This is a genomic window from Amycolatopsis sp. WAC 04169 (assembly GCF_003947535.1).
Lineage (GTDB): Bacteria > Actinomycetota > Actinomycetes > Mycobacteriales > Pseudonocardiaceae > Amycolatopsis > Amycolatopsis keratiniphila.
In genome coordinates, this window is sequence record NZ_QHJI01000018.1 from 107,498 (window position 1) to 129,812 (window position 22,315).

Below are 22,315 nucleotides of genomic sequence, written 5' to 3' on the forward strand. Positions count from 1 at the left end.
GGCGAGCAAGGGACCTTTGCTACCACTTTCGAGGTTCGCGCAGGTCAGTGACGTTCGAAAGGGGGTCAGCCGCCGGCGAACGGGGGCAGGACGTCCAGTTCGGCCGCGTCGGTCAGCGGCCGCGTGAGGTCCCGCACCGCGACGCCGTCCAGCAGGTACGAGACCGCGTCGAGCAGCTTCGCCAGCTTCTCCGGGTGGAGTTCGCGAAGGCGGGCGACGGCGTCGGCGACGCGGGCGCCGTCCGGGAGGGTCACCTTCTCCTCGTCGAGGCCGACGGCCGCGCGGGCCGACGCGAAGTACCGCACCACGATGGTCACCATGTCAGCCGCCGATCGCGCTCATCGGCCGGATCGGCTGCGCGAACCCGGCCTCGTTGATCTCGTGTCCGGCGAGCTTGCCCCACATGGTCGCCCGCCAGGCGTCCGCCACCTCTTCTTCGCGCGCGCCCGCGCGCACGAGGGCGCGTAGATCCGTCTCGTCGTTGCTGAACAGGCACGAGCGCACCGCACCGTCCGCGGTCAGCCGCGTCCGCTCGCAGGCGCCGCAGAAGGGACGCGTCACCGACGCGATCACGCCGACGTCGCCAGGGCCGCCGTCGACCAGCCAGCGTTCGGCGGGCGCCCCGCCTCGCGCGGCGGGGAACGGCGACAGCGTGAACTCCTCGCCGAGCATGCCGAGGATCTCCTCGGCGGTGATCATGTCGCCGCGGTTCCAGCCGTGCTGCGCGTCCAGCGGCATCTGCTCGATGAACCGCAGGTGGTACCCCTCGGCGAGGCAGAACTTCAGCAGCGGCACGGCCTGGTCTTCGTTCAGCCCGCGCATCAGCACCGCGTTGACCTTCACCGGGTCAAGCCCGGCTTCGCGCGCTGCGGCCATGCCGGCGAGCACGTGCGAAAGCCGGTCGCGACGCGTGATCGTCTCGAACAGCGCGCGGTCGACGGTGTCCAGCGAGACGTTGATGCGGTCCAGCCCGGCGTCTGCGAGCGACTTCGCGCGCTTCGCGAGCCCGATCCCGTTGGTGGTCATGGAAAGCCGCGGTCGCGGTTCGAGTGCCGCGACCCGCTCGACGATCTTCTCCAGCCCTTGGCGCAGCAGCGGTTCGCCACCGGTGAGCCGGATGTCGGTGATCCCGAGCCGTTCGACGGCGATCCGCAGCAGGAGCACCAGTTCGTCGTCGGTCAGCACGTCCGCGCTCGGCATCCATTCGAGCCCTTCGGCGGGCATGCAGTAGGTGCAGCGCAGATTGCACTTGTCGGTGAGCGACACCCGCAGGTCGGTCGCCACGCGGCCGAAGGTGTCGATCAGAGCGGGGTTGTCCGGCCTGGGCACGCTGGGGCGACCACGTGTACCGGGGACACGGGGAAACCCGAGATCGACTGCTGTCATTGACACCAGACTAACCCCGAAGCGGGCGAAAACCGACTGTCTAGAATCTCATTTCGCACCGAATCGGAGGGGTTTCCGGATGGCGAAATATCCGCTCTCGGCGGAGGAATTGGCCCGGTTCGCCCATCTCGGCAGGGAAAGCAGCACGCTGACCGTTCTCCGGCACGCGCGCATCGCCGAGCGGATGGGCCTGTCCGCCACCGACCACAAGGTGCTCGAACTCGCCGGGCAGGCGCCGGGACCGTTGACAGCGGGCAGGATCGCGGAACTGACCGGGTTGTCGACGGGTGCTGTGACCGGCGTCATGGACAGGCTCGAGAAGGCGGGCCTCGCCCGCCGCGTCCGCGACACCGCCGACCGTCGGAAGGTACTGATAGAGGTCGTTCCCGGCGCCATGGAGCGGTACGCGCCGCTCTTCGAATCCGCGTACACGAACATGAAGTCGGTGCTCGAACAGTTCTCTCCGGACGAGCGGAAAGTGCTGGAGCGATTCCAGAGCGCGTTGCTCGACGGCCTTCGCGACGAACTCCCCGGTATCGCATAGCTTTTCCGTATCTGCGGAAGTAATCTGCCAAGCATGCCGCAATTTCGGTTGTCTGAGGCCGCTCGTCTGCTCGGTGTCAGTGACGACACCGTCCGCCGCTGGGTCCGCGCCGGCCAGCTCACCGCGTTCGACGACTCGGCGGGCCGCAAGGTCGTCGAGGGCGCCGAGCTCGCCGCGTTCGCCAAGGCGCAGGCCGAACAGCCCGAGGATCCCTCGAACGTCGGCCGTTCCGCGCGCAACCGCTTCGTCGGCCTCGTCACCGAGGTCGTCACGGACAAGGTGATGGCGCAGGTCGAGCTGCAGTGCGGCCCGCATCGCGTGGTCTCCCTGATGAGCGCCGAAGCCGTCCGCGAGCTGGGGCTGCGGCCCGGGGTGCTCGCGGTCGCCGTCGTCAAGGCGACCACCGTCGTGATCGAAACCCCGGAAGGAAGCCGATGAGGAGAGTCGTCCCCGCCCTGCTCGCCCTGGCACTGGGCGCGACGGCCTGTGGTTCCGGGGAGCCGGCCGCGGAGGCCAAGACGCTGACCGTGTTCGCGGCGGCGTCGCTGACCGAGTCGTTCGGGACGCTGGGCAAGCGGTTCGAGGCGCAGAACTCCGGGGTGACCGTGAAGTTCAGCTTCGAGGGGTCTTCGGCGCTGGTCCAGAAACTGACCCAGGGCGCCAAGGCGGACGTGTTCGCCTCCGCCGATCAGGCCAATATGGACAAGGCCGCCAAGGGAGAGTTGCTCGACGGGCAGCCGTCGGTGTTCGCCACCAATCGGCTCGCCATCGCGGTCGGGAAGGGCAATCCCAAGGGCATCAAGGGCCTGGCCGACCTCGCGAAGGACGGGCTGACCGTGGTCGTCTGCGCTCCGCAGGTGCCGTGCGGGTCGGCGGCGAAGAAGGTCCGGCAGTCGTCCGGGGTCACGCTCAAACCCGCCAGCGAGGAGCAGGACGTCAAGTCGGTGCTCGCGAAGGTGCAGTCGGGCGACGCCGACGCCGGGCTCGTCTACGTCACCGACGCGACGTCGGTGGCCGCGAAGGTGGACAAAGTGGACTTCCCCGAGGCGGCGGGCGCGATCAACGAGTACCCGATCGCGGTGGTGAAGGACGCTCCGCAGGCCCAGCTCGCCGGGCTGTTCAGGGACTTCGTCCTCGGTGAGGAAGGCAAGAAGGAATTGGCGAAGGTCGGTTTTGGCACGCCGTGACCCCGCGTTTCGTCCTCTGGATGCGATAGATGCACGCGCAACTACCGCATTCAGAGGACGAAACGCGCGGGGTGGGGTCCCCTGGATCCTCTGGCCGCCGGCGATCTGCGCGCTGGCGCTGGTGGTGCTGCCGGTCGTCGGCCTGCTGGTGCGGTCGGACCTGACGCGCTTCCCGAGCCTCATCACCTCGACGTCGTCCCTGAACGCGCTCAAACTCTCGCTGCTCACCGCCGGACTGTCCACTGTGGCCTGTGTGCTGCTCGGCGTCCCGCTCGCCGTGGTGCTCGCGCGTTCGGGGGCGCGCGGTGTCCGCGTGCTGCGCGCGGTGGTGCTGCTGCCGCTGGTCCTGCCACCGGTGGTCGGCGGGCTGGCGCTGCTGTACCTGCTGGGCCGCAAGGGTTTCCTCGGCATCCTGGTGACCACGCTGACCGGTGAGCAGGTGCCGTTCACCACGGCCGCCGTGGTCATCGCGCAGACGTTCGTCGCGATGCCGTTCCTGGTGGTCAGCCTCGAAGGAGCCCTCCGCGGCGCCGGTGACCGGTACGAACGGGTCGCCGCCACGCTCGGCGCCAAACCGTGGACGGTGTTCCGCCGGGTCACGCTGCCGCTGCTGATGCCCGCGCTCGGCTCGGGCATCGTGCTCAGCTTCGCGCGGGCGCTGGGCGAGTTCGGCGCGACGATCACCTTCGCGGGAAGCCTCGAAGGGGTGACCAGGACCCTGCCGCTGGAGGTCTACACCCAGGCCGAGGTCGACGTCGACAGCGCCGTGGCGCTCGCCTTGCTGCTCATCCTGGTCGCCGTCGCGGTGATCGCGCTCGCCCGGCCGCGCGCGCTCGAAGGAGTGCGGTCGTGACCCTTTCGGCCGAGATCGCCCTCCGGCGCGGCGAGTTCACCTTGGACGTCGGCTTCGACGTCCCCGACGGCGGTGTGCTCGCGCTGCTCGGCCCGAACGGGTCGGGCAAGTCCAGCGTGCTCGGCTGCCTCGCCGGTCTGCTCCGGCCGGACCGGGCACGGATCACGCTCGGCGGACGTGGCCTGGCGGGCCTGCCGCCGCACGCGCGCGGGATCGGCCTGCTCTCCCAGGACGCCCTGCTCTTCCCCCATCTGTCCGCTTTGGACAACGTCGCCTTCGCGCCGCGCTCGACCGGAGCCGGGCGCGCCGAGGCGAAGCGGCGCGCCCGGGAGTGGCTGACCGAAGTGGACGCGCTCGAACTGGCCGATCGACGGCCCGCCCAGCTCTCCGGCGGGCAGGCGCAGCGGGTCGCGATCGCGCGGGCGCTGGCCGCCGAGCCGGGACTTCTACTGCTCGACGAGCCGTTCGCCGCGCTGGACGTCGACGCGGCGCCAGCCATCCGGGGGCTGCTCCGCCGGGTGTTGCGGTCCGGACCGCCGACCGTCCTGGTCACCCACGACCCGCTCGACGCGCTGGCGCTGGCCGATCACGTCGCCGTCCTCGACGGCGGCAGGATCGTCGAACGCGGCGAGACCCGCAAAGTCCTCTCCGCGCCGCGCACGGCGTTCACCGCGCGGATCGCCGGGCTGAACCTGGTGCCGGGCGTCGCCGCTGAAGGCGGTTTGCGCACGTCAGGCGGGTTGTTGGCCGGAATTTCGGCCGAAGACGTCGTCGAGGGCGAAGCGGCCGTCGCCGTCTTCGCGCCCAGCGCCGTCGCCGTGTATCTGCGCGACGGCGAGCATCGGGGCAGCCCGCGCAACACCGTCGGGGGAACCGTCGACGCGCTCGAACCACACGGGCCGGTGATCCGCGTCCGGGCCCGCGGTGACGGCTGGGCGGCGGGTCTCGCCGCCGACCTCACCCCGGCCGCGGTCGCCGAACTGGCGCTCGAACCCGGCACACCGGTCGATCTTTCGGTCAAGGCGGCGTCCGTGGCTGTTCACGCCGTCTCCAATCATTAGGGTGGGACCCATGAACGAGCGCCGTTGGACCTACCTCAGCGACATGGATGGCGTGCTGGTGCAGGAGGAGCATCTCGTGCCCGGCGCGGACGAGTTCCTCAAGGAGCTGCGCGCCAACGACATCGGCTTCCTGGTGCTGACCAACAACTCGATCTACACCCCGCGCGACCTGCGGGCGAGGCTCGAGCGGACCGGCCTCGACATCCCCGAGGAGGCCATCTGGACCTCCGCGCTGGCGACCGCGAAGTTCCTCGCGTCGCAGCGGCCGAACGGCTCGGCGTTCGTGATCGGCGAGGCCGGGCTCACCACGGCGCTGCACGAGGTCGGCTACGTGCTGACCGAACGCGACCCGGACTACGTCGTCCTCGGCGAGACGCGGACGTACAGCTTCAGCGCCATAACCCGCGCGATCAGGCTGATCGAGGGCGGCGCGAAGTTCATCGCCACCAACCCGGACGCCACCGGCCCGAGCATGGAGGGCTCGATGCCCGCCACCGGTTCGGTCGCCGCGCTGATCGAGAAGGCGACCGGCCGTTCGCCGTACTACGTCGGCAAGCCGAACCCGCTGATGATGCGCTCCGCGCTGCGGCGGCTCGGCGCGCATTCGGAGTCGACGCTGATGATCGGCGACCGGATGGACACCGACGTCCACTCGGGAATCGAGGCCGGATTGCAGACGATCCTGGTGCTCACCGGCATCTCCACCCGGGAGAGCGCGGAGCATTACCCGTACCGGCCGACCAAGATCATCGACTCGATCGCCGATCTGGTCGGGCGCACCGGCGACCCGTTCGGTGAAGGCTGAGCGACACGATCGCATGCGGAGGGCTTATCGTCAGACGATGCACGACGATCAGCCCACGCCCCCGACCTATGTGGTCGGTGACGTGCACGGACACCGGGACGAGCTGGCCGAGGCGCTCCGGGAGAAGGGGCTGCTCGACTCCGACGATGACTGGGCCGGCGGCGAAGCGACCCTGTGGTTCCTCGGCGACTTCGTCGACCGGGGGCCCGACGGCGTCGGCGTCATCGACCTGGTGATGCGGCTGGAACGCCAGGCCGCCACGGCGGGCGGGCACTGCGGGACGCTGCTCGGCAACCACGAGATCCTGCTGCTCGGGATGTACCACTTCGGCGATACGGAGGTGCCGTCCGACTTCGGGCCGCGCAGCTTCGCCCGCAGCTGGGAGATCAACGGCGGGCTGCTCGAAGACCAGGACAGGCTCACCCCGCAGCACATCGAGTGGCTGACCTCGCGCCCGATGCTGACGCTGGCCGCGGACCACCTGCTGATGCATTCGGACACACTCGAGTACCTCGGCTGGGGCGAGGACATCGACGGGATCAACGCGCGTGGCCGCGAGATCCTCGAAGGCAGCGACATCGAGGCCTGGTGGGACGTGTGGCGGCGGATGACCACGCGGTACGCCTTCCGCGGCCCGCAGGGCGCCGACGTCGCGCAACAGCTCATGGACCGGCTCGGCGGCGAGCGGATCGTGCACGGGCACAGCGTCATCGCCGACCAGCTGGGGATTCACCCCGCGCAGATCGAGGGACCGTATCTCTACGCGGGCGGGAAGGCGCTGGGGATCGACGGCGGGTTGTTCGTCGGCGGTCCGTGCCTGATCATCCCGCTGCCGTGGGAACCCGAGGACTGAGCCTCACGGCACCTCGACGATCTCCTTGCCCAGCGGCATCAGCGAGACCGGGATCATCTTGAAGTTCGCCACGCCCAGCGGGATCCCGATGATCGTGACGCACAGCGCCACCCCGGTCAGCACATGCCCGATGGCGAGCCAGAGCCCGGCGAAGATGAACCAGATGACGTTGCCGATCGTCGACGCGGCGCCGGAGTCGCGCCGGTCCACCACGGTGCGGCCGAACGGCCAGAGCGCGTACGCCGCGATCCGGAACGACGCCAGCCCGAACGGGATGGTGACGATCAGGATGCAGCAGATGATGCCGGCGACGACGTAGCCGAGCGCCATCCACAGGCCGCACAGCACGAGCCAGATGACGTTGAGGATCAGGCGCATCAGACGTGCAACTCCCCACTGGCCACGGTGACCGCCTGCCCCGAAAGCAGGACGCGGTCGCCTTCGAGATTCATCCGGACGATGCCGCCGCGGGCCGAGGCCTGCTCGCCGACGAGCTTGTCGCGGCCGAGCCGGGCGGCCCAGTACGGCGCGAGGACACAGTGCGCGGATCCGGTGACCGGGTCTTCGTCGATGCCGACGCCCGGCGCGAAGAACCGGGTGACGAAGTCGATCCCGTCCACGTCACCCGGTGCGGTGACCATGAGCCGCCCGTTCCAGTGCGCGCGCAACGCGGCCAGGTCCGGCGCGAGCGAGCGCACCACGGACGCGTCGTCCACCACCGCGAACAGGTTGTGCTTGCTGCGCCCGACGTACTCGAACTCCAGGCCCGGCAGGATCGACGACAGGTCGTCGTCCGACTCGCGGGGCGGATCCGACGGGAAGTCCATCGACACCCAGCCGTCTTCGGCTCGGCAGCGCAACTCGCCGCTTCTCGTCGTGAAGGTCTGCTCGCCGCCGAGGACGTGCGTGGTCGCCAGCGTCGCGTGCCCGCACAGGTCGACTTCGGTCTCCGGTGTGAACCAGCGAAGTGACTTCGGCCCCTCGCCACCGACCTCGACGAAGGCCGTCTCGGCGTGCTTCAGCTCAGCGGCGACGGACTGCATCCAGCCCGCGTCGCCCGGAGCGTCCAGCAGGACCACGCCGGCGGAGTTACCGGCGAAGGCTTCGGAGGTGAAGGCGTCGACGATGTAGAGGCGCATGCTTTCGACGATATCGGCCACCGCCGGAGCGGGCCTCCGGGTTTCCCCTGAAGTGGTCTCCACTTGCAGGTGGCCGCCGTCACGCCGCGTTCCTAGACTCGACGCGTCGATGCCGCCGAACGCAGGAGTCTCCATGCCCGACGCCCCCGCAGTACCGAGCTACGCATCGGGAATCTCGGACACCCCGCTGCTGGGGGACACCATCGGCGACAACTTCGATCGCACCGTCGCCGCCTTCGCCGCCCGGGACGCGCTCGTCGACCGCGCGGCCGGGAAACGCTGGACCTACACCGAACTCGCGGCCGAAGTGGACGCGCTCGCGCTGGGCCTGCTCGACCTCGGGATCGCCAAGGGTGACCGCGTCGGCATCTGGTCACCGAACCGCTGGGAGTGGACCTGCGTCCAGTACGCGACCGCGAAGATCGGCGCGATCCTGGTCAACATCAACCCGGCGTACCGCTCGCACGAGCTCGAATACGTGCTGAACCAGGCCGGGATCAAGCTCATCGTGGCCGCGAACTCGTTCAAGACCTCGGATTACGCGGGCATGATCGCCGAAGCGGGCCCGAAATGCCCGGCGCTGGAACATGTCGTGCTGCTGGACGGCCCGGAGTGGCCGTCGATGCTGGAGATCGGCCGGAAGGCCGACCGCGCGCCGCTGGTGAAGCGGCAGGCCGAACTCTCCGCGGACGACCCGATCAACATCCAGTACACCTCCGGCACCACGGGCTTCCCGAAGGGCGCCGCGCTCAGCCATCACAACATCCTCAACAACGGCTACTTCGTCGGCGAACTCTGCAACTACACCGAAGCCGACAAGATCTGCATCCCCGTGCCCTTCTATCACTGCTTCGGCATGGTGATGGGCAATCTCGCGGCGACGAGCCACGGCGCCTGCATGGTCATCCCGGCGCCCGCGTTCGAGCCGAAGGCCACCCTCGAAGCCGTCGCGGCCGAGAAATGCACGTCCCTGTACGGGGTTCCGACGATGTTCATCGCCGAACTGGCCGACCCGGACTTCGCTTCCCACGACCTGTCCTCGCTGCGCACCGGGATCATGGCGGGCTCACCGTGCCCGGTCGAGGTGATGAAGCAGGTCATCGACCGGATGGGCATGGCGGAGGTGTCGATCTGCTATGGCATGACCGAGACGTCGCCGGTTTCGACGCAGACCCGCGCGGACGATTCGGTGGAGCGGCGGGTGTCGACGGTCGGCCGGGTCGGACCGCATCTGGAGGTCAAGGTCGTCGACCCGGAGACCGGGCTGACCGTGCCGCGCGGCGAACCGGGCGAACTCTGCACCCGCGGCTACTCGGTGATGCTGGGCTACTGGGAACAGGCCGACAAGACGGCCGAGGCGATCGACGCGGCGCGGTGGATGCACACCGGCGACCTCGCGATCATGGACGCCGACGGGTACGTCAACATCACCGGCCGGATCAAGGACATGGTCATCCGCGGCGGCGAGAACCTGTACCCGCGCGAGATCGAGGAGTTCCTCTACACCCATCCCGACATCCTCGACGCGCAGGTGATCGGCGTTCCGGACGAGAAATACGGCGAGGAACTCATGGCCTGGGTCCGCATGCGCGAGGGCGCGGAGCCGCTGACGGCCGAAACGGTGCGGGAGTTCTGCGAGGGCAAGCTGGCGCGCTACAAGATCCCGCGCTACGTCCACGTCGTCGAGGAGTTCCCGATGACGGTGACCGGCAAGGTGCGCAAGGTCGAGATGCGCGCGGAGTCGATCAGCATCCTCGGGCTGGAGAAGGCGGCGGCGACCAAGCACGCTTGACCTCCGCTTCGGAGGCCTGCCCGCTTCGGATAGGCCTCCGAAGCGGTGTGATCGTTCACAGCTTTCGTATGCATGGGGCTCCGCCGCGACGGGCAGCCTGTGGTCAGGACGGTGACAGCGTCCCGAACAGAAATCCCACAACCGTAAGGAAACGGGGAATTCTCATGCGTACGATTCGCCGCACTTTGGTCGCTTCGGCACTGGCGTTGCCGCTGACACTCGGAGCCGCCGGCATCGCCTCGGCGGACACCTATGGCAGCACGGAGGTCCAGGCCGGACCGGACGGCGCAGCGACGCACAGCGTGCAGTCCGACACCCATCGCGGATCGAGCTCGTTCCACGAGAACTCGGCCGCCGCGGGGCCGGACGGGGCCGCGCACAGCAGCACCTCCGCGACCGCCGGTGAGAACGGCGACAGCCAGTACCGGCAGCACAGCGGCTGGGCGGGTCAGGACGGTGCCGGGTCCAGCGAGACCCACTCCAGCACCGATGGCGGAAGTGACCAGGGCGTCCTGAGCGGCACCCTCGGCGCGATCGGGCTCTGAGCGTAAGGAGCTGAAAGGGCCCCTCACCGCGTGAGACGTGGTGAAGGGGCCCCTTCAGTCCAAGATGACACTTCGAGGCAACCTGTCACAGCGTTGTCGCGTGTTCCCTTCGCGGTGGACCCGAACCACCGCGAAGGGGAGAAAGTCATGACACTCAAGCGAAGCAGAAGAGTTCTCGCTCTGGCCGGCTCGCTCGCGGTGCTGCCGCTGATACTGCCCGGCGTCGCGGCCGCCGCCACCGGCCCGATCGATCTGGGCACGCTGCCGGGGGATCAGTACAGCGAGGTCAACGCGGTCAACGAAGACGGCGTCATGGTCGGTTCGTCGACACCGCTGGAAACCCAGATCAAGTACCACGCGGCGAAATGGGACGCGCTGGGCCGGATTTCCGCGTTGCCCGGCCTCGGCGGCGAGCAGAGCAAGGCGACGGACGTCAACCGCGGTGGGGTCGCGGTCGGCTGGGCCCACAAGGACGCGAACTGGAACCAGGCGGCGGTCAAATGGGCGCCCGACGGCACGGTGACCGCGTTGCCCTACTTGCCCGGCGGGGATTACGCGATCGCGAACGCGATCACCGACGGTGGCGTGATCGTCGGCGCCGGGCGCGCGGCGGACGGGACGACGCACGCCGTCCGGTGGAATCCGGACGGCACGGTGGTGGACCTCGGCGGGTTGCCGGGCGGCGCCTACGCGAACGCGGGCTGGATCACCCCGGACGGCAGGACCGTCGCCGGGACGGCAACCGACGCCGCCGGGAACGACCATGTCGTGCGCTGGAATCTCGCCGGTGCCATCACCGACCTTTCCCCGGGTAATCCGCGCAGCACTCCGGAGGACATGAACGATTTCGGGGTGATCGTCGGAAGCGCCGAGGTGAACGGCACCACGAAACCCGTGCGGTGGGAACGTGACGGGCGGATGACCTGGCTCGACTGGCCGGAACGGGATCCGGGCTGGGCGCGCGCGGTGAACAACGCCGGTGTCGCGGCAGGCGGCGGCTATCTGGTGTTCGGCACGGAAAGCCCGGTCAAGTGGAACCGCGCGGGGACCCGTACGACGCTTTCGACCGCACGCGGACTCGCTTACGACATCGACCGGCTCGGCACGGTGGTGGGACTGGAGAACAGCATCGCGACGAAGTGGTCGGCGAACGGCACTCCGACGGTCCTCGGCGCGTTGCCGGGCGGTGTCTACAGCGTCGCCACCCGCATCGCGGCGAACGGGACGATCGTCGGCTTGTCCGACAACGAAAACGGTCGCACGCACGCCGTGTACTGGCCCGCCGGCTAACGCGCGTGAAGGCCCCCTTCCCTCGGCTCAGCCGAGGGAAGGGGGCCTTCACGGGGGGATCAGGCCGCGGAGTTGGCCGCGGCCGCGGCGATCGCCTTCGCGTCCTCTTCGCCGAAGGTCTCTTCGAGATTCTCCGGCGAGTAGTCGAGATCGATCTGCTCCACCGGCATCCCGCGCGCGGACTCGATCGCGCCGAGGCGCCGCTGTGCCCGGTCCGCCGCGTACTGGATGATCTCCTCGGGATCGTTGTCGAACGGGATCTCCTCGAACTGGTCCTGCACCCACTGGATCATGCCCAGCGCGTGGGGGAGCAGTTCGCCCATCCGTTGCTGCACCGCGTCCCACAGCGAATCGTCGGCGGCGACGTGACGGCGGCAGGTGAAGGTGCCCCACGCCATGTGGCGGCGTTCGTCGTCGCCGATGCGGCGCACCAGTTCCTGCATACCCGGCAGGATGTCGTGCTGCGTGCAGATCAGCTGCCACGAGTAGTACCCGGTCAGCGCGAGACTGCCTTCGATGACGTGGTTGTAGGTGACGCTCGCGCGGATCTGGTTGAGCGGGCTGGGATCGTCTTCCAGCGCGCGCAGGGACTGCGGCAGCTCTTCGTAGAAAAGCTTGCGGTAGTGGGGATTCTCCGCGACGTACGGATGCAGGTCCTCGGTCAGCCCGACGGAGTCCATCCAGCGGCGGAACACCTCGGTGTGCTTGGCCTCCTCGAAACAGAACTGCGTCAGGTACATCTCGTCGCCGAAGCGGCCGGTCGCGGACATCGCCCGCATGAACGGCTGGATGTCTTCGGTGACCGCCTCTTCGCCCGCGATGAACTGCGCCACCAGATAGGTCGTCGACCGCTGCTGTTCCGGGTTGAGGCTTTCCCAGCCCTCGCGTTCACGGGAGAAGTCGATGTCGGCCGGGTTCCAGAACTTCTTGTTCCCCTTGACGAACAGCCGCAGCGGGAACGAGTCCCAGTTCAGCCCGCCCTTGCGCAGTGAGGAGAAGCCGGTCCGCAGTTCGGAGAGCGTGTCGGTCATGGTGTCCCCTTCGAATCGGTGGTCAGCGCCCGTATCGCGGGTGCCAGCACGGCGACGACCGCCGCCGCCGCCTCGCCGGCCGAATGCGTCGGCATGACGAGATGGGACAGGGAAAGCCGCACGACGGTCTCCGCCAGCAGCGTGGCGGATTCCGGGGAGAGCGACGGCTCGAACTCGCGGTACTGCCCGGCCGCGACCTCGGTGGCCGCGGTCAGGATCGGTTCGCCCTTGGTGGTGAGCAGGGGAAGAAGGTCCTCGCCCGCTTCGGTGCCCAGCGTGGTGGCGACGAGCCGGTTCTCGCGGGCGTGCTCGATCGTGTACACGACCGCCTCGCGGATCCCGTCGCGCAGGTCCCGCGCGTCCTGGACGCGCAAGCGGATGCCTTCCAGGAACTCCGAAGTCGTCCGGAGGACCACGGCTTCGGCGAGCGTGCCCTTGTTGCCGAACTCGTTGTAGACGGTCTGCCTGCTCACGCCGGCGCGGGCGGCGACGTCCGCCATCCGCAGGGCCGTGTAGCCGTGTTCGGTGAGCAGCTCGGTGGCCGCGTCGAGCAGCGCCTCCCGCAGAGAGGCCTTGGTCCGATCGGAGAAGCTCGTGATCTCGCCCACACTTCCAGCTTGACACAGATCACGCTCATGTCAAAGAAGTTGACGAGCCTCCGTCCGGTGTAAATCGCTCGGTGGTGGCGGTTACCGTGATCGTGTGGACATCACTGTGGGGTTCGACCTCGACATGACACTGATCGATCCGCGGCCGGGCATGGTCGCGGTGATGAACGCGCTCGGCGTGGAGTCCGGCCTGCCGCTGGACGGCGAATACTTCGCGGCCAACCTCGGCCCGCCCCTCGACGCCAGCCTGCGGGGTTTCGGCGCGCCGGAGGAGCGCATCCCGGAACTGGTGGCGCGCTTCCGCGCGATGTACCCGGAGACGGTCGTGCCGGTGACGGTCGCGATGCCCGGCGCGGCCGAAGCACTGCACGCGGTCCGTGCCGCGGGCGGGCGCACCGTCGTCGTCACCGGCAAGTACGCGCCCAACGCGAAACTCCACCTGGACGCGCTCGGGCTGGAGGTCGACGTCCTGGTCGGGGAGCTGTGGTCGACGGAGAAGGCCGCCGCGCTCACCGAGCACGGCGCCCGCGTCTACGTCGGGGACCACCTCGGCGACATCCGCGGCGCGCTGGCGGCGGGCGCGGTCCCGATCGGGGTCACCACCGGCCCGTGCACCAAGGAAGAGCTGCTCGCGGAAGGAGCCGACGTGGTGTTCGACTCGCTGACCGAGTTCCCCGGCTGGCTCAGCTCTTTCGGCGAGCTTCGCGGATAAGGGCGATCAGGCCGAGGGCGAGCCCCAGCGGAGTGATCACGCCCGCCGCGGCGGACAGCCACACCGGCAGGTTCTCGAGCCCGGCGGCGAACATGACGAAAACCGCTGTGACGGCGATCATGCCCAGCGCGAACAGGCCGATGCCGACGCGCATGAGGATCGGTTTGCCGGGCTTTTCGGGGACGGCCACAGCGGCCTCCTTTACTGCGGTCTCCATGACGGAAAGGGTATCCGCCGGTATCCGCTTCTCCACAGGGCCTGTGGCGAGATACGCTTATGGGACGCGCGCCCTGGGTACGCCCCCGGGCGCGTTCGTTGTGAGCGGGACAGCAAAGGATTGGTGAGGGAAGTGCCGACCGGCAAGGTCAAGTGGTACGACGCGGAGAAGGGTTTCGGTTTCGTCACCCAGGATGGGGGCGCCGACGTCTACATCCGCAAAGCCGCGCTGCCGCAGGGCGTCGAAGGGCTCAAGGCGGGCCAGCGCCTCGAGTTCGGTGTCGCCGACGGCCGCCGCGGCCCGCAAGCGCTCTCCGTCCGGCTGCTGGACCCGCCGCCCTCGGTCGCCGAGGCGCGCCGCCGCCCCGCCGAGGAGCTGCACGGGCTCATCGAGGACATGATCAAGCTGCTCGAGCTCAAGGTGCAGCCGGACCTGCGGCGCAACCGGTACCCGGACCGCAAGAACACCAAGCAGATCGCCGAGATCATGCGCGCGGTCGCGCGGGACCTCGATCCCTGATCGGCGCTCCCCACCCACGTAACGCGCTATGAACGGTCCGTTCCTTGCAAAATTTGCAAGGAACGGACCGTTCATAGCGCTCGCGTACGTCGATGCCTTGGGATCCTCGCCCGGTCCGTGAAGGCCTCCTTCACTACTTTCAGGGTAGGCAAGGAGGCCTTCACGGACTCGAAGAGCGCCGAACGGCAGCCGTGCGTGGTAGCAAAGGTCCCTTGCTCCCTCAGGCGGCCGGCGGCTCGACCTGCAGCGACCAGATCGCCGTCGTGACCGCCTCGGCGTCCTCCGGCCGTCCGGTCCGGCTGAGCACCGAAGCCTGCGCGACCTCGACGACGAGGATCTGGTCGTCCGGCCGCGGCGTCGTCACGGTGTAGGCGAACCGGTCCAGCGACGTGATGATGTCCTGCTTGAGCTCCTGCGGCTCGCCCTTGCCGTTCACGTACTGCACCGTGACCTTCCACGGCGTTTCCGCGATCGCGCTCGGCACCGAGATCTGCACCGGTTTCCCCGGCCGGATCCGCAGTTTGCCCGCGGCGTCGGGCCTGGTGGTGCACTGGGCGCTCTTGATGTCGCACGACGCCAGCGGGCCGACGTTCACCGTCTTGCCGTCGGCGAAGAAGGTCACCTCTTCGGGGCCGGGGGCCGAGCAACCGGCCACCACGAAACCACCCGCCGCGAGCAGGGCCAAAATACGAAGTCGCCGCATACGGTGAAGATTACGAGCCCGGCCGCCACCGGGAGTCACCGGGCTGCGAGGGGACCGGCGATTCGCTGGTCGGCTCCGGGCGCAGCGGCCGGTCGCCGCCGAGACCCGGGACCAGCGAGGTCCCGCGCCGCACCATGAACGTCTGCGTGAACCCGACGGCCAGCAGGATCGACAGCACCAGGAAGCCGATCCAGTACGTCGGCGGCAGCAGCAGGCCGACGGCGCCACCGAAGCACCAGGCCAGCTGCAGCACGGTTTCCGACCGCCCGAACGCCGAAGCCCGCGATTCTTCCGGCAGGTCTTCCTGGATGACGGCGTCGAGGCTGATCTTCGCCAGCGCGCTAGCGGTCGCGCCGACGAGCGCGACGATCGCCGCCGTCGCCAGCCCGGCCGCCACGGTGGCGATGACCGACATGCCGAGGCACGCCCCGACACAGCCCAGGATCACCTGATCCGGTTTGCCGAAGTGCAGCCGCGAACCCAGCGCGTTGCCGAGGAACCCGCCCGCCCCGGCCGCGGCGCCGATGATGCCGAGCAGCAGCAGCTGGGCGAACGGGCTCTGCCCGCTGCCTTCGGTCTGCGCCTTCACCGCGAACGCGGAGAACATCATCAGGAACCCGGTCAGCACCCGGACGGAACCGTTGCCCCACAAGGAGACGACGATATGCCGTCCCATCGGCTGCCGCTGCTTCTTGATCCGCCGCTCGGGATGCGCGGACAGCGACGCGGGCACTTCGCCCTCGGTCTTCTCGACCCACGACGGGATCCGCATCGACTGCACTGCGGCGGCCACACAGATGACCATGGTGAACCACAGCGCGCCCTGCGAACCCCACAGCGCGTTGAAGCCGCTCGCGAGCGCGCCGAACGCGCCGGCCGCGACCAGGCCGAACACGGTCAGCCGCGCGTTCGTCTTGGACAGCGTGATCTCGGGTGGCAGCACCCGTGGGGTCACCGCGGCCTTGAGCACGGTGAACGACTTCGAGAGCACCATCATGCCCAGCGCCGCCGGGTACAGCAGCCAGTCGTCGAAATGCAGCGCCATCACGATCGCCATCAGCGCCTGCCCCGCCGAGGACACGCACATCGCGAGCCGGCGGCCGCGCTGGATCTTGTCCAGCGCCGGGCCGATCACCGGGGCGACCAGCGCGAACGGGGCGATCGTGATGAGCAGGTAGAGCGCGACCTTGCCCTTGCTCTCCCCGCTGGTGGCGGCGAAGAACAAGGTGTTCGCCAGCGCGATCGCCATCGCGGCGTCGCTGGCGTAGTTCAGCATCACCGCGTACGTCAGCGAAGTGAGGCCCGATTTGTCGGCGCCGTCCGCCTTCGTCGCGCGCTGGAACGCGCCGACGGCCTGCCCGGTGAGCTGGCGGCTGCGCATCGCCGCGACCCGGGTGACCGTGATCTTCTTCGGCATCTTCGGCAGCGCGCCCGCCCGGGGCGGGACCGCGGTCGTCGGATGCTCGTGCGGAGGGTCCGGCACTTCACGCGGCTCGCCCGCGTAACCGCCGGTGTCGTAGTGCTCGTACTCGCCGCTGCCCGGCGGGTGCTCGTCGTAGAACCCGCCCGGACGACGCCGGACGGGTTCGGTCTGACGCTGCGAGGGATCCGGGTACGGCCGCGCGCCACGCGGAGGAGTCCTCGGCGGAGGCGGTGGCTGGTGGTGCCCCATCGGGATCGCGCCGGTGCGCGCCTCGTCGGCGGTCGGCCCGGCCGGATGTGGCTGGTACTGGGGTTGCGGGCGGGCCGCGCGCGGCGGCGGGGGCGGCACCGGCTGCTGATCGACGCGGGTCGGCGGCGGTGCGGACCAGCTGCGCGCCTGGGCGGCGCCGGGCTCCGGCGTCCACTTGCGCTTGCTCTTGCGGCCACGCTCCTTGCCCGGCCGGCCGGAACGCGTGCCGTCGGGTCCGGAGTTCGAGCCGAAGATTCCCACCAGTCAATCCTGCCTTACGCGAGGTCCGCTTCGCGCGTTCACCACTGCTTTCTAGGGGATCGGGACGAACTTCACCCGGAACATCCTCGGCCAGAGCTTGCCGGTGATCAGGAATTCGTCGGTCCCGGGCACCGCCGCGATGCCGTTGAGGACGTCCGCGGAGCCGCGTTCGGCCCCGTCCAGCAGGCCGGAAGCGTCGATCTCGCCGGTGACCCGGCCGGTCGCGGCGTCGATCCGCAGGATCCGGTCGGTCTGCCAGACGTTCGCGTACACGGAGTCGCCGACGCATTCCAGCTCGTTCAGCTGGTCACGGCCGACATCGACGCTGCCTGTCGGCGCGAAGGACGCGGGGTCACGGAAGGTCAGCTTCGACGAGCCGTCGCTCATCACCAGCCGCCCGTCTTGGTGGCACAGGCCCCAGCCCTCGCCGGTGTAGGTCACCCGCCGCAGCTCGGCCAGCGTCTTGGCGTCGCGTTCGATCGCGACGCCGTCCTTCCAGGTGATCTGCCACGCGGTCGCCCCGAGCACGGTGATGCCCTCGCCGAACAGGCCGGGCAGCTCCTGCCGGACCGTCGGCGCCGCGCCCGCGGGCCCGGCCCGCATCGACGACTTCCCGACCAGGCCGGTGCCCTCGTACAGCGTCTCGCCGGAGAACTCGAGGCCCTGGGTGAAGGCGGCCGGGTCGTGGGGCAACGTCGAGAGCACCCGCACCTTGAGCTTCTCGGGCGCGGGCGGCGCCGCGTCGCTCACCGGCGCGGCGGCGCAGCCACCGAGGACGGCGGCCAGCAGGAGCGAGGTGGTCATCAGCGTACGCACGCGGACAGCCTGACACGGACCGCGATATCGCGTGCGGCAGAATGGGGGCATGACCCTGCTGTTGACCCTGGACGACGGCTCCATCCAGCGCAAACTCGCCGAGGCGGTCGATCTGGCCCGCGCGGCGGTGCTGGAGGACGCCGGTGCCGAACAGGTCGGCGCGCACGTCGGCGTGGACCGGGAGGACGCGGTCTCCGCGAGTCACCTGTTCGAGGCGACCGTGACGGGTTATCGAGGCTGGCGCTGGTCGGTGACGGTCGCGCTCGCCGGCGAGGACGAGCCGATCACGGTCAGCGAGGTCGTGCTGATCCCGGGTCCGGACGCGCGTGTCGCCCCGGCGTGGGTGCCGTGGGAGCGCCGCGTGCAGGCGGGCGACCTCGGCGTCGGCGACATCTTCCCGGTGGAGAAGGACGACCCGCGGCTCGCCCCGGCGTACCTGGAGTCCGACGACCCCGCGGTCGAAGCGGTCGCCAAGGAGACCGGTCTCGGCCGGGTCCACGTGCTGTCCCGGTACGGCAGGCTCGACGCCGCCGCCCGCTGGCACGGAGGTGAGTTCGGCCCGCGGTCGGACATGGCGCGCAGCGCGCCGGACGTCTGCGGGAGCTGCGGGTTCTTCGTGCCGCTCGCCGGGTCGCTCAGCGCGGTCTTCGGTGCGTGCACCAACGACATCTCCCCGGCGGACGGCCACGTCGTCGACGTCGAGTACGGCTGCGGCGCGCATTCCGAGATCGAGGTCGAGGTGACCTCGTCGGTGCCGGTGGCGGAACTGGTCTACGACGACTCGCTGATGGACTTCGAGCCCGCTCCGGAGACGCCCGCCGAGGCTCCCGAACCCGAGCCCGCCGAGACCGCGGAGGCTGCGGTCGTCGACGAGGCCGAGGCCCCGGTGGCCGAGGCGCCCGAGACCGCCGAGGTCCAGCCGGAGGTCGAACCCGAGGCCGTGGTCACGGAGACCGCCGACGAAGCGCAGGTCGAGGCCGAAAGCGCCAGTGAGCACTGACCCGTTCGGCACCGAGCGGCTCCGCGCCGCCGTCCTGCGGGCGTGGGCCGATTCGCCGACGCGGTTCACCGAGGACACGAACACCGAGAACGACCTCCGCGTCGGCGGCTACCGCGACCGGCTGTTCGTCGAACTGGCGCAGAACGCCGCCGACGCCGCGCTGGCCGCCGGTGACCGCGGCACGCTCCGGGTGTCCGTTGTGGACGGTGAGCTGAGGTTCGCCAACACGGGCGCGCCCCTGGACGCCCGCGGGGTCGAATCCCTCGCCTCCTTGCGCGCTTCCGGCAAGGGGGAGGAGACCGTCGGCCGGTTCGGCGTCGGATTCGCCGCCGTGCTCACGGTTTCCGCCGAGCCGAGGATCGTTTCGGCGACCGGCGGCGTCGCGTTCTCCGCGGAGCGCACCCGGGCCGAGTCCGGGCGCACCGGCGACGTTCCCGTGCTGCGGTTGCCGTGGCCGGTCGGGGACGACGAGCCTGCGGTGCCCGAAGGTTTCACCACCGAGGTCCGGCTTCCGCTGCGCGAAGGCGTCGACGTCCGTGCCTTGCTGGCGGATCTGAAGAACGACATCGGCGATCTCCTGCTCACCTTGCCCTGGCTGGAGCGCGTCGAGGTCGAAGGCGGTGTCTGGCGCCGCTCCGATCTCGGTGACGGCGTCGTCGAACTCGCGTCGCCGGACGGTTCCGAGCACTGGCAGGTGCATCGCGGCGAGGTCGTCTGGGCCGTCCCGCTCGACGGATCCGGTTCGCCCCGGCCGCTCGGCGAAGACGTCCTGCACGCGCCGACCCCCACCGACGACGAACTTTCCCTGCCGGCCAGGCTGATCGCGACGCTTCCGATCGAGCCGTCCCGGCGCCGCGCGCTGCCGGGACCGGAGCTGACCGCCGCGTTGAAGAACGCCGCACGGGAGTACGTCGATCTCGTCCGCTCCTTGCCGGGCAAGGAGCGGTTGGCACTCGTGCCCGGCGCGGGCTTCCCTCGTTCCACTGTGGACGGAACGCTGCGCGAGGCCATCCTGGAGAATCTCGCCGACTCGCCTTGGCTTCCCGCGCAGGAGGGCGACGACCTGCCGGGGCGTCAGGCGCGTGTCCTTTCGGTGGACGTGCCGGGATTGGCTCCGCTGCTGGCCGATCTCGTGCCCGGACTGGTTTCCCTGTCCGGTGTGGACCTTCGCGCGGTCGGCGCGCGGACGCTTTCGCCCGTCGAAGCCATCGAACTGCTGACCGGGGCCCAACGCGAGCCCTCGTGGTGGCGCTCGCTCTACGACGTGTTGCTCCCGGCACTCGAAGCACACGACCTCACCAAGGACGACCTCGGCGCGTTGCCGGTGCCGATGTCGGACGGCCGCACCTTGCCCGGTGTCCGCGACGCGCTGCTCGTCGGCGGCTCGGCGGAACTGCTCGAACTTCTGTCCGATGTGGACATCATCGGCCTGCGGCTGGTGCACCCGGCCGCGGCGCATCCGTTGCTGGAACGCTTGGGAGCCAAGCACGCCGAGGCGAGCGACCTGCTCGAAGCCGACGCGTTGAGCGCGGCCGTCGAACGCAGTGTCGAAGACGTCCGGTCCGGTTTGGACGGTATGGCGCTCGCGGGCGCGGTGCTCCGCCTGATCGCCGAGGTCGGTGACGAAGCCCCCGAATGGGCAGGTGCGCTGGCCCTGCCGAGCGAGGACGGCTGGCGTCGTGCGGACGAACTCGTCCTGCCGACGTCGCCGCTGGGCGACATCTTCGACCCCGAGGTGTTCGAGGAAGACGGCGCTTTGTCCGTGCTGGACGAGGAATTCGCCGAAGACTGGCCGGTGGCGACGCTCGTCGCGGTCGGCGTGCTCGATTCGTTCGCGATCATCACCGACGACGAACCGCTCGAACCGGAACACGGCCTGCCCGAGGAACACGAGTGGTGGGACTCCCGGGAACGGCCGCCGTCACGGGTGCTCGCCGTGCGCGACCTCGACCTCGTCGGCGACGACGCCTGGCCGGAGGCGCTGCGCCTGCTCGCGGCGCGTCCGGAGACCTGGCGTGCGCTCACCGAACCCGGCGGGCACACGGGCTGGTGGCTCGCGCGGTACGCGCTGCTGGACGGGCACGCCCCGCTCGACTGGCGGATGCCGGAAGCGTCGGCGCTGGCCGGGCTCTACGACATCGTCCCGGATTCGGGGCTGAGCAAGGAGATCCTGCTCGCCGCCGGTGTCCGGACGGAGCTGGGAGCGGACGCCGAAGACGTCGAGGACCTGCTGGAGCGGCTCGGAGACCCCGAGCGCAAGGTGAGCCCCGGGCTCGCTTCCCGGGCGCACGCGGCCCTCGCCGAGTACACAGTGGACGTTCCCGCGCCGGACCGGGTCCGCGCCGCGGACGGCTCGGCCGTCGACGCTCGCGACGCCGTCGTGCTCGACGTGCCGTGGTTCGCCGCCGTGCTGGCGCCGGAGCGGATGGTCGTCTCGGCGAGCGGCGCCGTCGCGCTGGCGGAACTGCTGGACCTGCCGGTGGCGAGCGGGCTCGACGCCAAGGTCACCGAAGACGGCGAGTACGTGCCGTGGACGGAGCTGTCCGCGCTCCGGCTGGCCGCCGATCAGCTGGGCGTCGAACTGCCCGAGGGCGGTGTGCTGCTGCACGAGGCGCTGACGGTGACCTTCGAGGACGCGGAGCACGAAGTCGCCTGGTGGTCCGACGGCAGGCTGCACGCGGCGGATACCCCCGAAGGCCTCGGCCGGGCCTTCGCCTGGGCCACGGACCGATGGGCCGACCGCCACGTCCTGACGGCCCTGCTCGACGACCCCTCGCCCTCGGCCCTCCTGAACTGACCGCATTTCGTCCTCTAAATGCGGTACTTGCACACGCAAGGACCGCATTCAGAGGACGAAATGCAGGGGTTAGAGGCGCTGGGCGCTCTTCGAGCCCCGGCGCGCGGCGGCGCGCTGCCAGGCGATGATCGCGAGACCGATGAAGCCGAGCACGACGCCGGAGAACGCCGTCTGCACCCAGATGCCGTCGGTCACAAAGAACAGGACCACGGTCGCGACCGCCCAGAGCGAGGTACCTACGATCACGACCGGCGTCAGGTCGGTCAGCCGCTTCGGCAGCTCCGGCGTTGGCCGCAATGAACCGTTTACTTCCCCGGAATTGATCGATTCGCCCACGTGGGGAAGGGTACCCGGCAACGGGCGAAGGGTGGTACGCGATGGCGGAGCAGCGCACCCGGTCCACACTGGACCGGTTCTTCAAGATCAGCGAGCGCGGCTCGACACCGGGGCGGGAGATCCGCGGCGGGATCGTCACCTTCTTCACGATGGCCTACATCGTGGTGCTGAACCCGCTGATCCTCGGC

The 22,315-nt window shown here is 69.8% G+C and carries 25 protein-coding genes and 1 pseudogene; 15 read left to right on the forward strand and 11 right to left on the reverse strand.

What is annotated here, in order from left to right; translation table 11 throughout:
• Nucleotides 1–65: 65 nt before the first annotated feature.
• Both DMC61_RS39350 and moaA read right to left on the reverse strand, forming a co-directional pair.
• Nucleotides 66–320 (reverse strand): MoaD/ThiS family protein, encoded by a 255-nt coding sequence (locus DMC61_RS39350; protein ID WP_007033383.1) that lies wholly within the window; start codon nucleotides 318–320, stop codon nucleotides 66–68.
• Between the two features lies 1 nt (nucleotide 321).
• A complete protein-coding gene (moaA, locus tag DMC61_RS39355) occupies nucleotides 322–1,386 on the reverse strand; it encodes a GTP 3',8-cyclase MoaA (protein WP_199750214.1) in 1,065 nt (354 codons plus the stop codon).
• A 79-nt stretch (nucleotides 1,387–1,465) separates the two neighbouring features.
• Between moaA and DMC61_RS39360 the strand changes: the two genes are divergently transcribed.
• The 7 genes from DMC61_RS39360 to DMC61_RS39390 all read left to right on the forward strand — a co-directional run bounded on the left by DMC61_RS39360 (nucleotide 1,466) and on the right by DMC61_RS39390 (nucleotide 6,689).
• Entirely contained in the window at nucleotides 1,466–1,930 is a 465-nt protein-coding gene (locus DMC61_RS39360) for a MarR family winged helix-turn-helix transcriptional regulator (protein WP_125695528.1), read from the forward strand.
• 33 nt (nucleotides 1,931–1,963) lie between these two features.
• A complete protein-coding gene (locus tag DMC61_RS39365) occupies nucleotides 1,964–2,368 on the forward strand; it encodes a molybdopterin-binding protein (RefSeq protein ID WP_125695529.1) in 405 nt (134 codons plus the stop codon).
• On the forward strand, nucleotides 2,365–3,117 hold the full coding sequence (gene modA / locus DMC61_RS39370; RefSeq protein ID WP_125695530.1) for a molybdate ABC transporter substrate-binding protein: 753 nt from the start codon (nucleotides 2,365–2,367) through the stop codon (nucleotides 3,115–3,117). Before DMC61_RS39365 ends, modA begins: the two co-directional genes overlap by 4 nt.
• An 85-nt stretch (nucleotides 3,118–3,202) precedes the next feature.
• Entirely contained in the window at nucleotides 3,203–3,970 is a 768-nt protein-coding gene (locus tag DMC61_RS39375) for an ABC transporter permease (RefSeq protein ID WP_043849199.1), read from the forward strand.
• A complete protein-coding gene (locus DMC61_RS39380) occupies nucleotides 3,967–5,031 on the forward strand; it encodes a sulfate/molybdate ABC transporter ATP-binding protein (RefSeq protein WP_125695531.1) in 1,065 nt (354 codons plus the stop codon). The genes DMC61_RS39375 and DMC61_RS39380 overlap by 4 nt, the downstream gene beginning before the upstream one ends.
• Nucleotides 5,032–5,041: 10 nt before the next feature.
• Nucleotides 5,042–5,836, forward strand: coding sequence for an HAD-IIA family hydrolase (locus DMC61_RS39385; protein ID WP_034308369.1), 795 nt, complete (start codon nucleotides 5,042–5,044; stop codon nucleotides 5,834–5,836).
• A 37-nt stretch (nucleotides 5,837–5,873) separates the two neighbouring features.
• Nucleotides 5,874–6,689, forward strand: a complete 816-nt coding sequence (locus DMC61_RS39390) for a metallophosphoesterase (protein ID WP_125695532.1) — start codon at nucleotides 5,874–5,876, stop codon at nucleotides 6,687–6,689.
• 3 nt (nucleotides 6,690–6,692) lie between these two features.
• On the opposite strand, the gene DMC61_RS39395 is transcribed toward DMC61_RS39390, so the two are convergent.
• Nucleotides 6,693–7,067, reverse strand: a complete 375-nt coding sequence (locus DMC61_RS39395; protein WP_125695533.1) for a YccF domain-containing protein — start codon at nucleotides 7,065–7,067, stop codon at nucleotides 6,693–6,695.
• Nucleotides 7,067–7,828: a PhzF family phenazine biosynthesis protein gene (locus tag DMC61_RS39400; RefSeq protein ID WP_125695534.1), complete on the reverse strand. Its 762-nt coding sequence runs from the start codon at nucleotides 7,826–7,828 to the stop codon at nucleotides 7,067–7,069. Before DMC61_RS39400 ends, DMC61_RS39395 begins: the two co-directional genes overlap by 1 nt.
• A gap of 133 nt (nucleotides 7,829–7,961) precedes the next feature.
• On the opposite strand from DMC61_RS39400, the gene DMC61_RS39405 reads away from it, so the two are divergent.
• The 3 genes from DMC61_RS39405 to DMC61_RS39415 all read left to right on the forward strand — a co-directional run bounded on the left by DMC61_RS39405 (nucleotide 7,962) and on the right by DMC61_RS39415 (nucleotide 11,455).
• Entirely contained in the window at nucleotides 7,962–9,620 is a 1,659-nt protein-coding gene (locus DMC61_RS39405; protein ID WP_125695535.1) for an AMP-binding protein, read from the forward strand.
• A gap of 164 nt (nucleotides 9,621–9,784) precedes the next feature.
• Nucleotides 9,785–10,165, forward strand: a complete 381-nt coding sequence (locus DMC61_RS39410; RefSeq protein ID WP_016337557.1) for a hypothetical protein — start codon at nucleotides 9,785–9,787, stop codon at nucleotides 10,163–10,165.
• A 147-nt stretch (nucleotides 10,166–10,312) separates the two neighbouring features.
• Nucleotides 10,313–11,455, forward strand: a complete 1,143-nt coding sequence (locus tag DMC61_RS39415) for a hypothetical protein (protein ID WP_125695536.1) — start codon at nucleotides 10,313–10,315, stop codon at nucleotides 11,453–11,455.
• Between the two features lie 59 nt (nucleotides 11,456–11,514).
• Here the strand turns inward: DMC61_RS39415 and DMC61_RS39420 are convergent, their stop codons facing one another.
• Nucleotides 11,515–12,486 carry a R2-like ligand-binding oxidase gene (locus DMC61_RS39420; protein WP_016337555.1) on the reverse strand — a complete coding sequence of 324 codons (972 nt, stop codon included), beginning with the start codon at nucleotides 12,484–12,486 and terminating at the stop codon, nucleotides 11,515–11,517.
• Nucleotides 12,483–13,094, reverse strand: a complete 612-nt coding sequence (locus DMC61_RS39425) for a TetR/AcrR family transcriptional regulator (protein ID WP_016337554.1) — start codon at nucleotides 13,092–13,094, stop codon at nucleotides 12,483–12,485. Before DMC61_RS39425 ends, DMC61_RS39420 begins: the two co-directional genes overlap by 4 nt.
• A gap of 94 nt (nucleotides 13,095–13,188) precedes the next feature.
• On the opposite strand from DMC61_RS39425, the gene DMC61_RS39430 reads away from it, so the two are divergent.
• A complete protein-coding gene (locus DMC61_RS39430; RefSeq protein WP_125695537.1) occupies nucleotides 13,189–13,806 on the forward strand; it encodes an HAD family hydrolase in 618 nt (205 codons plus the stop codon).
• Here the strand turns inward: DMC61_RS39430 and DMC61_RS39435 are convergent.
• Nucleotides 13,778–14,023, reverse strand: a complete 246-nt coding sequence (locus DMC61_RS39435; RefSeq protein ID WP_051972318.1) for a hypothetical protein — start codon at nucleotides 14,021–14,023, stop codon at nucleotides 13,778–13,780. The genes DMC61_RS39430 and DMC61_RS39435 overlap by 29 nt on opposite strands.
• Nucleotides 14,024–14,155: 132 nt before the next feature.
• Here DMC61_RS39435 and DMC61_RS39440 point away from each other — a divergent pair, with 132 nt between their 5' ends.
• The gene (locus DMC61_RS39440) at nucleotides 14,156–14,542 is read left to right on the forward strand and encodes a cold-shock protein (protein ID WP_016337551.1); all 387 of its coding nucleotides are present in this window, start codon (nucleotides 14,156–14,158) and stop codon (nucleotides 14,540–14,542) included.
• A 220-nt stretch (nucleotides 14,543–14,762) separates the two neighbouring features.
• Here DMC61_RS39440 and DMC61_RS39445 read toward each other — a convergent pair whose 3' ends face one another.
• Genes DMC61_RS39445 through DMC61_RS39455 form a run of 3 tightly spaced genes read right to left on the reverse strand, consistent with a single transcriptional unit; the run spans nucleotide 14,763 to nucleotide 17,994 of the window.
• On the reverse strand, nucleotides 14,763–15,227 hold the full coding sequence (locus DMC61_RS39445; protein ID WP_016337550.1) for a DUF2771 family protein: 465 nt from the start codon (nucleotides 15,225–15,227) through the stop codon (nucleotides 14,763–14,765).
• Between the two features lie 28 nt (nucleotides 15,228–15,255).
• Nucleotides 15,256–17,178 (reverse strand): MFS transporter, encoded by a 1,923-nt coding sequence (locus DMC61_RS39450; protein ID WP_016337549.1) that lies wholly within the window; start codon nucleotides 17,176–17,178, stop codon nucleotides 15,256–15,258.
• Nucleotides 17,179–17,229: 51 nt separating this feature from the next.
• Nucleotides 17,230–17,994, reverse strand: a complete 765-nt coding sequence (locus DMC61_RS39455) for a glutaminyl-peptide cyclotransferase (RefSeq protein ID WP_125695538.1) — start codon at nucleotides 17,992–17,994, stop codon at nucleotides 17,230–17,232.
• 49 nt (nucleotides 17,995–18,043) lie between these two features.
• Here DMC61_RS39455 and DMC61_RS39460 point away from each other — a divergent pair, with 49 nt between their 5' ends.
• Together DMC61_RS39460 and DMC61_RS39465 are read left to right on the forward strand one after the other, a co-directional pair.
• The gene (locus DMC61_RS39460) at nucleotides 18,044–18,994 is read left to right on the forward strand and encodes a DUF3027 domain-containing protein (RefSeq protein ID WP_125695539.1); all 951 of its coding nucleotides are present in this window, start codon (nucleotides 18,044–18,046) and stop codon (nucleotides 18,992–18,994) included.
• Nucleotides 18,984–21,791: a sacsin N-terminal ATP-binding-like domain-containing protein gene (locus DMC61_RS39465; RefSeq protein WP_125695540.1), complete on the forward strand. Its 2,808-nt coding sequence runs from the start codon at nucleotides 18,984–18,986 to the stop codon at nucleotides 21,789–21,791. Before DMC61_RS39460 ends, DMC61_RS39465 begins: the two co-directional genes overlap by 11 nt.
• A gap of 69 nt (nucleotides 21,792–21,860) precedes the next feature.
• Here the strand turns inward: DMC61_RS39465 and DMC61_RS39470 are convergent, their stop codons facing one another.
• Entirely contained in the window at nucleotides 21,861–22,088 is a 228-nt protein-coding gene (locus tag DMC61_RS39470) for a DUF2530 domain-containing protein (protein WP_037335676.1), read from the reverse strand.
• 80 nt (nucleotides 22,089–22,168) lie between these two features.
• On the opposite strand from DMC61_RS39470, the pseudogene DMC61_RS39475 reads away from it, so the two are divergent.
• A pseudogene (locus DMC61_RS39475) lies at nucleotides 22,169–22,315 on the forward strand (NCS2 family permease); the annotation flags it as partial.

What these genes read in the sequence shown, in the direction of transcription:
- DMC61_RS39415 (WP_125695536.1), top strand. Translation starts at nt 10,313, where the DNA reads ATGACACTCAAGCGAAGCAGAAGAGTTCTCGCTCTGGCCGGCTCGCTC.
- modA (WP_125695530.1), top strand. Translation starts at nt 2,365, where the DNA reads ATGAGGAGAGTCGTCCCCGCCCTGCTCGCCCTGGCACTGGGCGCGACG.
- moaA (WP_199750214.1), bottom strand. Translation starts at nt 1,386, where the DNA reads ATGACAGCAGTCGATCTCGGGTTTCCCCGTGTCCCCGGTACACGTGGT.
- DMC61_RS39420 (WP_016337555.1), bottom strand. Translation starts at nt 12,486, where the DNA reads ATGACCGACACGCTCTCCGAACTGCGGACCGGCTTCTCCTCACTGCGC.
- DMC61_RS39360 (WP_125695528.1), top strand. Translation starts at nt 1,466, where the DNA reads ATGGCGAAATATCCGCTCTCGGCGGAGGAATTGGCCCGGTTCGCCCAT.
- DMC61_RS39405 (WP_125695535.1), top strand. Translation starts at nt 7,962, where the DNA reads ATGCCCGACGCCCCCGCAGTACCGAGCTACGCATCGGGAATCTCGGAC.
- DMC61_RS39350 (WP_007033383.1), bottom strand. Translation starts at nt 320, where the DNA reads ATGGTGACCATCGTGGTGCGGTACTTCGCGTCGGCCCGCGCGGCCGTC.
- DMC61_RS39385 (WP_034308369.1), top strand. Translation starts at nt 5,042, where the DNA reads ATGAACGAGCGCCGTTGGACCTACCTCAGCGACATGGATGGCGTGCTG.
- DMC61_RS39460 (WP_125695539.1), top strand. Translation starts at nt 18,044, where the DNA reads ATGACCCTGCTGTTGACCCTGGACGACGGCTCCATCCAGCGCAAACTC.
- DMC61_RS39365 (WP_125695529.1), top strand. Translation starts at nt 1,964, where the DNA reads ATGCCGCAATTTCGGTTGTCTGAGGCCGCTCGTCTGCTCGGTGTCAGT.
- DMC61_RS39410 (WP_016337557.1), top strand. Translation starts at nt 9,785, where the DNA reads ATGCGTACGATTCGCCGCACTTTGGTCGCTTCGGCACTGGCGTTGCCG.
- DMC61_RS39400 (WP_125695534.1), bottom strand. Translation starts at nt 7,828, where the DNA reads ATGCGCCTCTACATCGTCGACGCCTTCACCTCCGAAGCCTTCGCCGGT.
- DMC61_RS39435 (WP_051972318.1), bottom strand. Translation starts at nt 14,023, where the DNA reads ATGGAGACCGCAGTAAAGGAGGCCGCTGTGGCCGTCCCCGAAAAGCCC.
- DMC61_RS39390 (WP_125695532.1), top strand. Translation starts at nt 5,874, where the DNA reads ATGCACGACGATCAGCCCACGCCCCCGACCTATGTGGTCGGTGACGTG.
- DMC61_RS39395 (WP_125695533.1), bottom strand. Translation starts at nt 7,067, where the DNA reads ATGCGCCTGATCCTCAACGTCATCTGGCTCGTGCTGTGCGGCCTGTGG.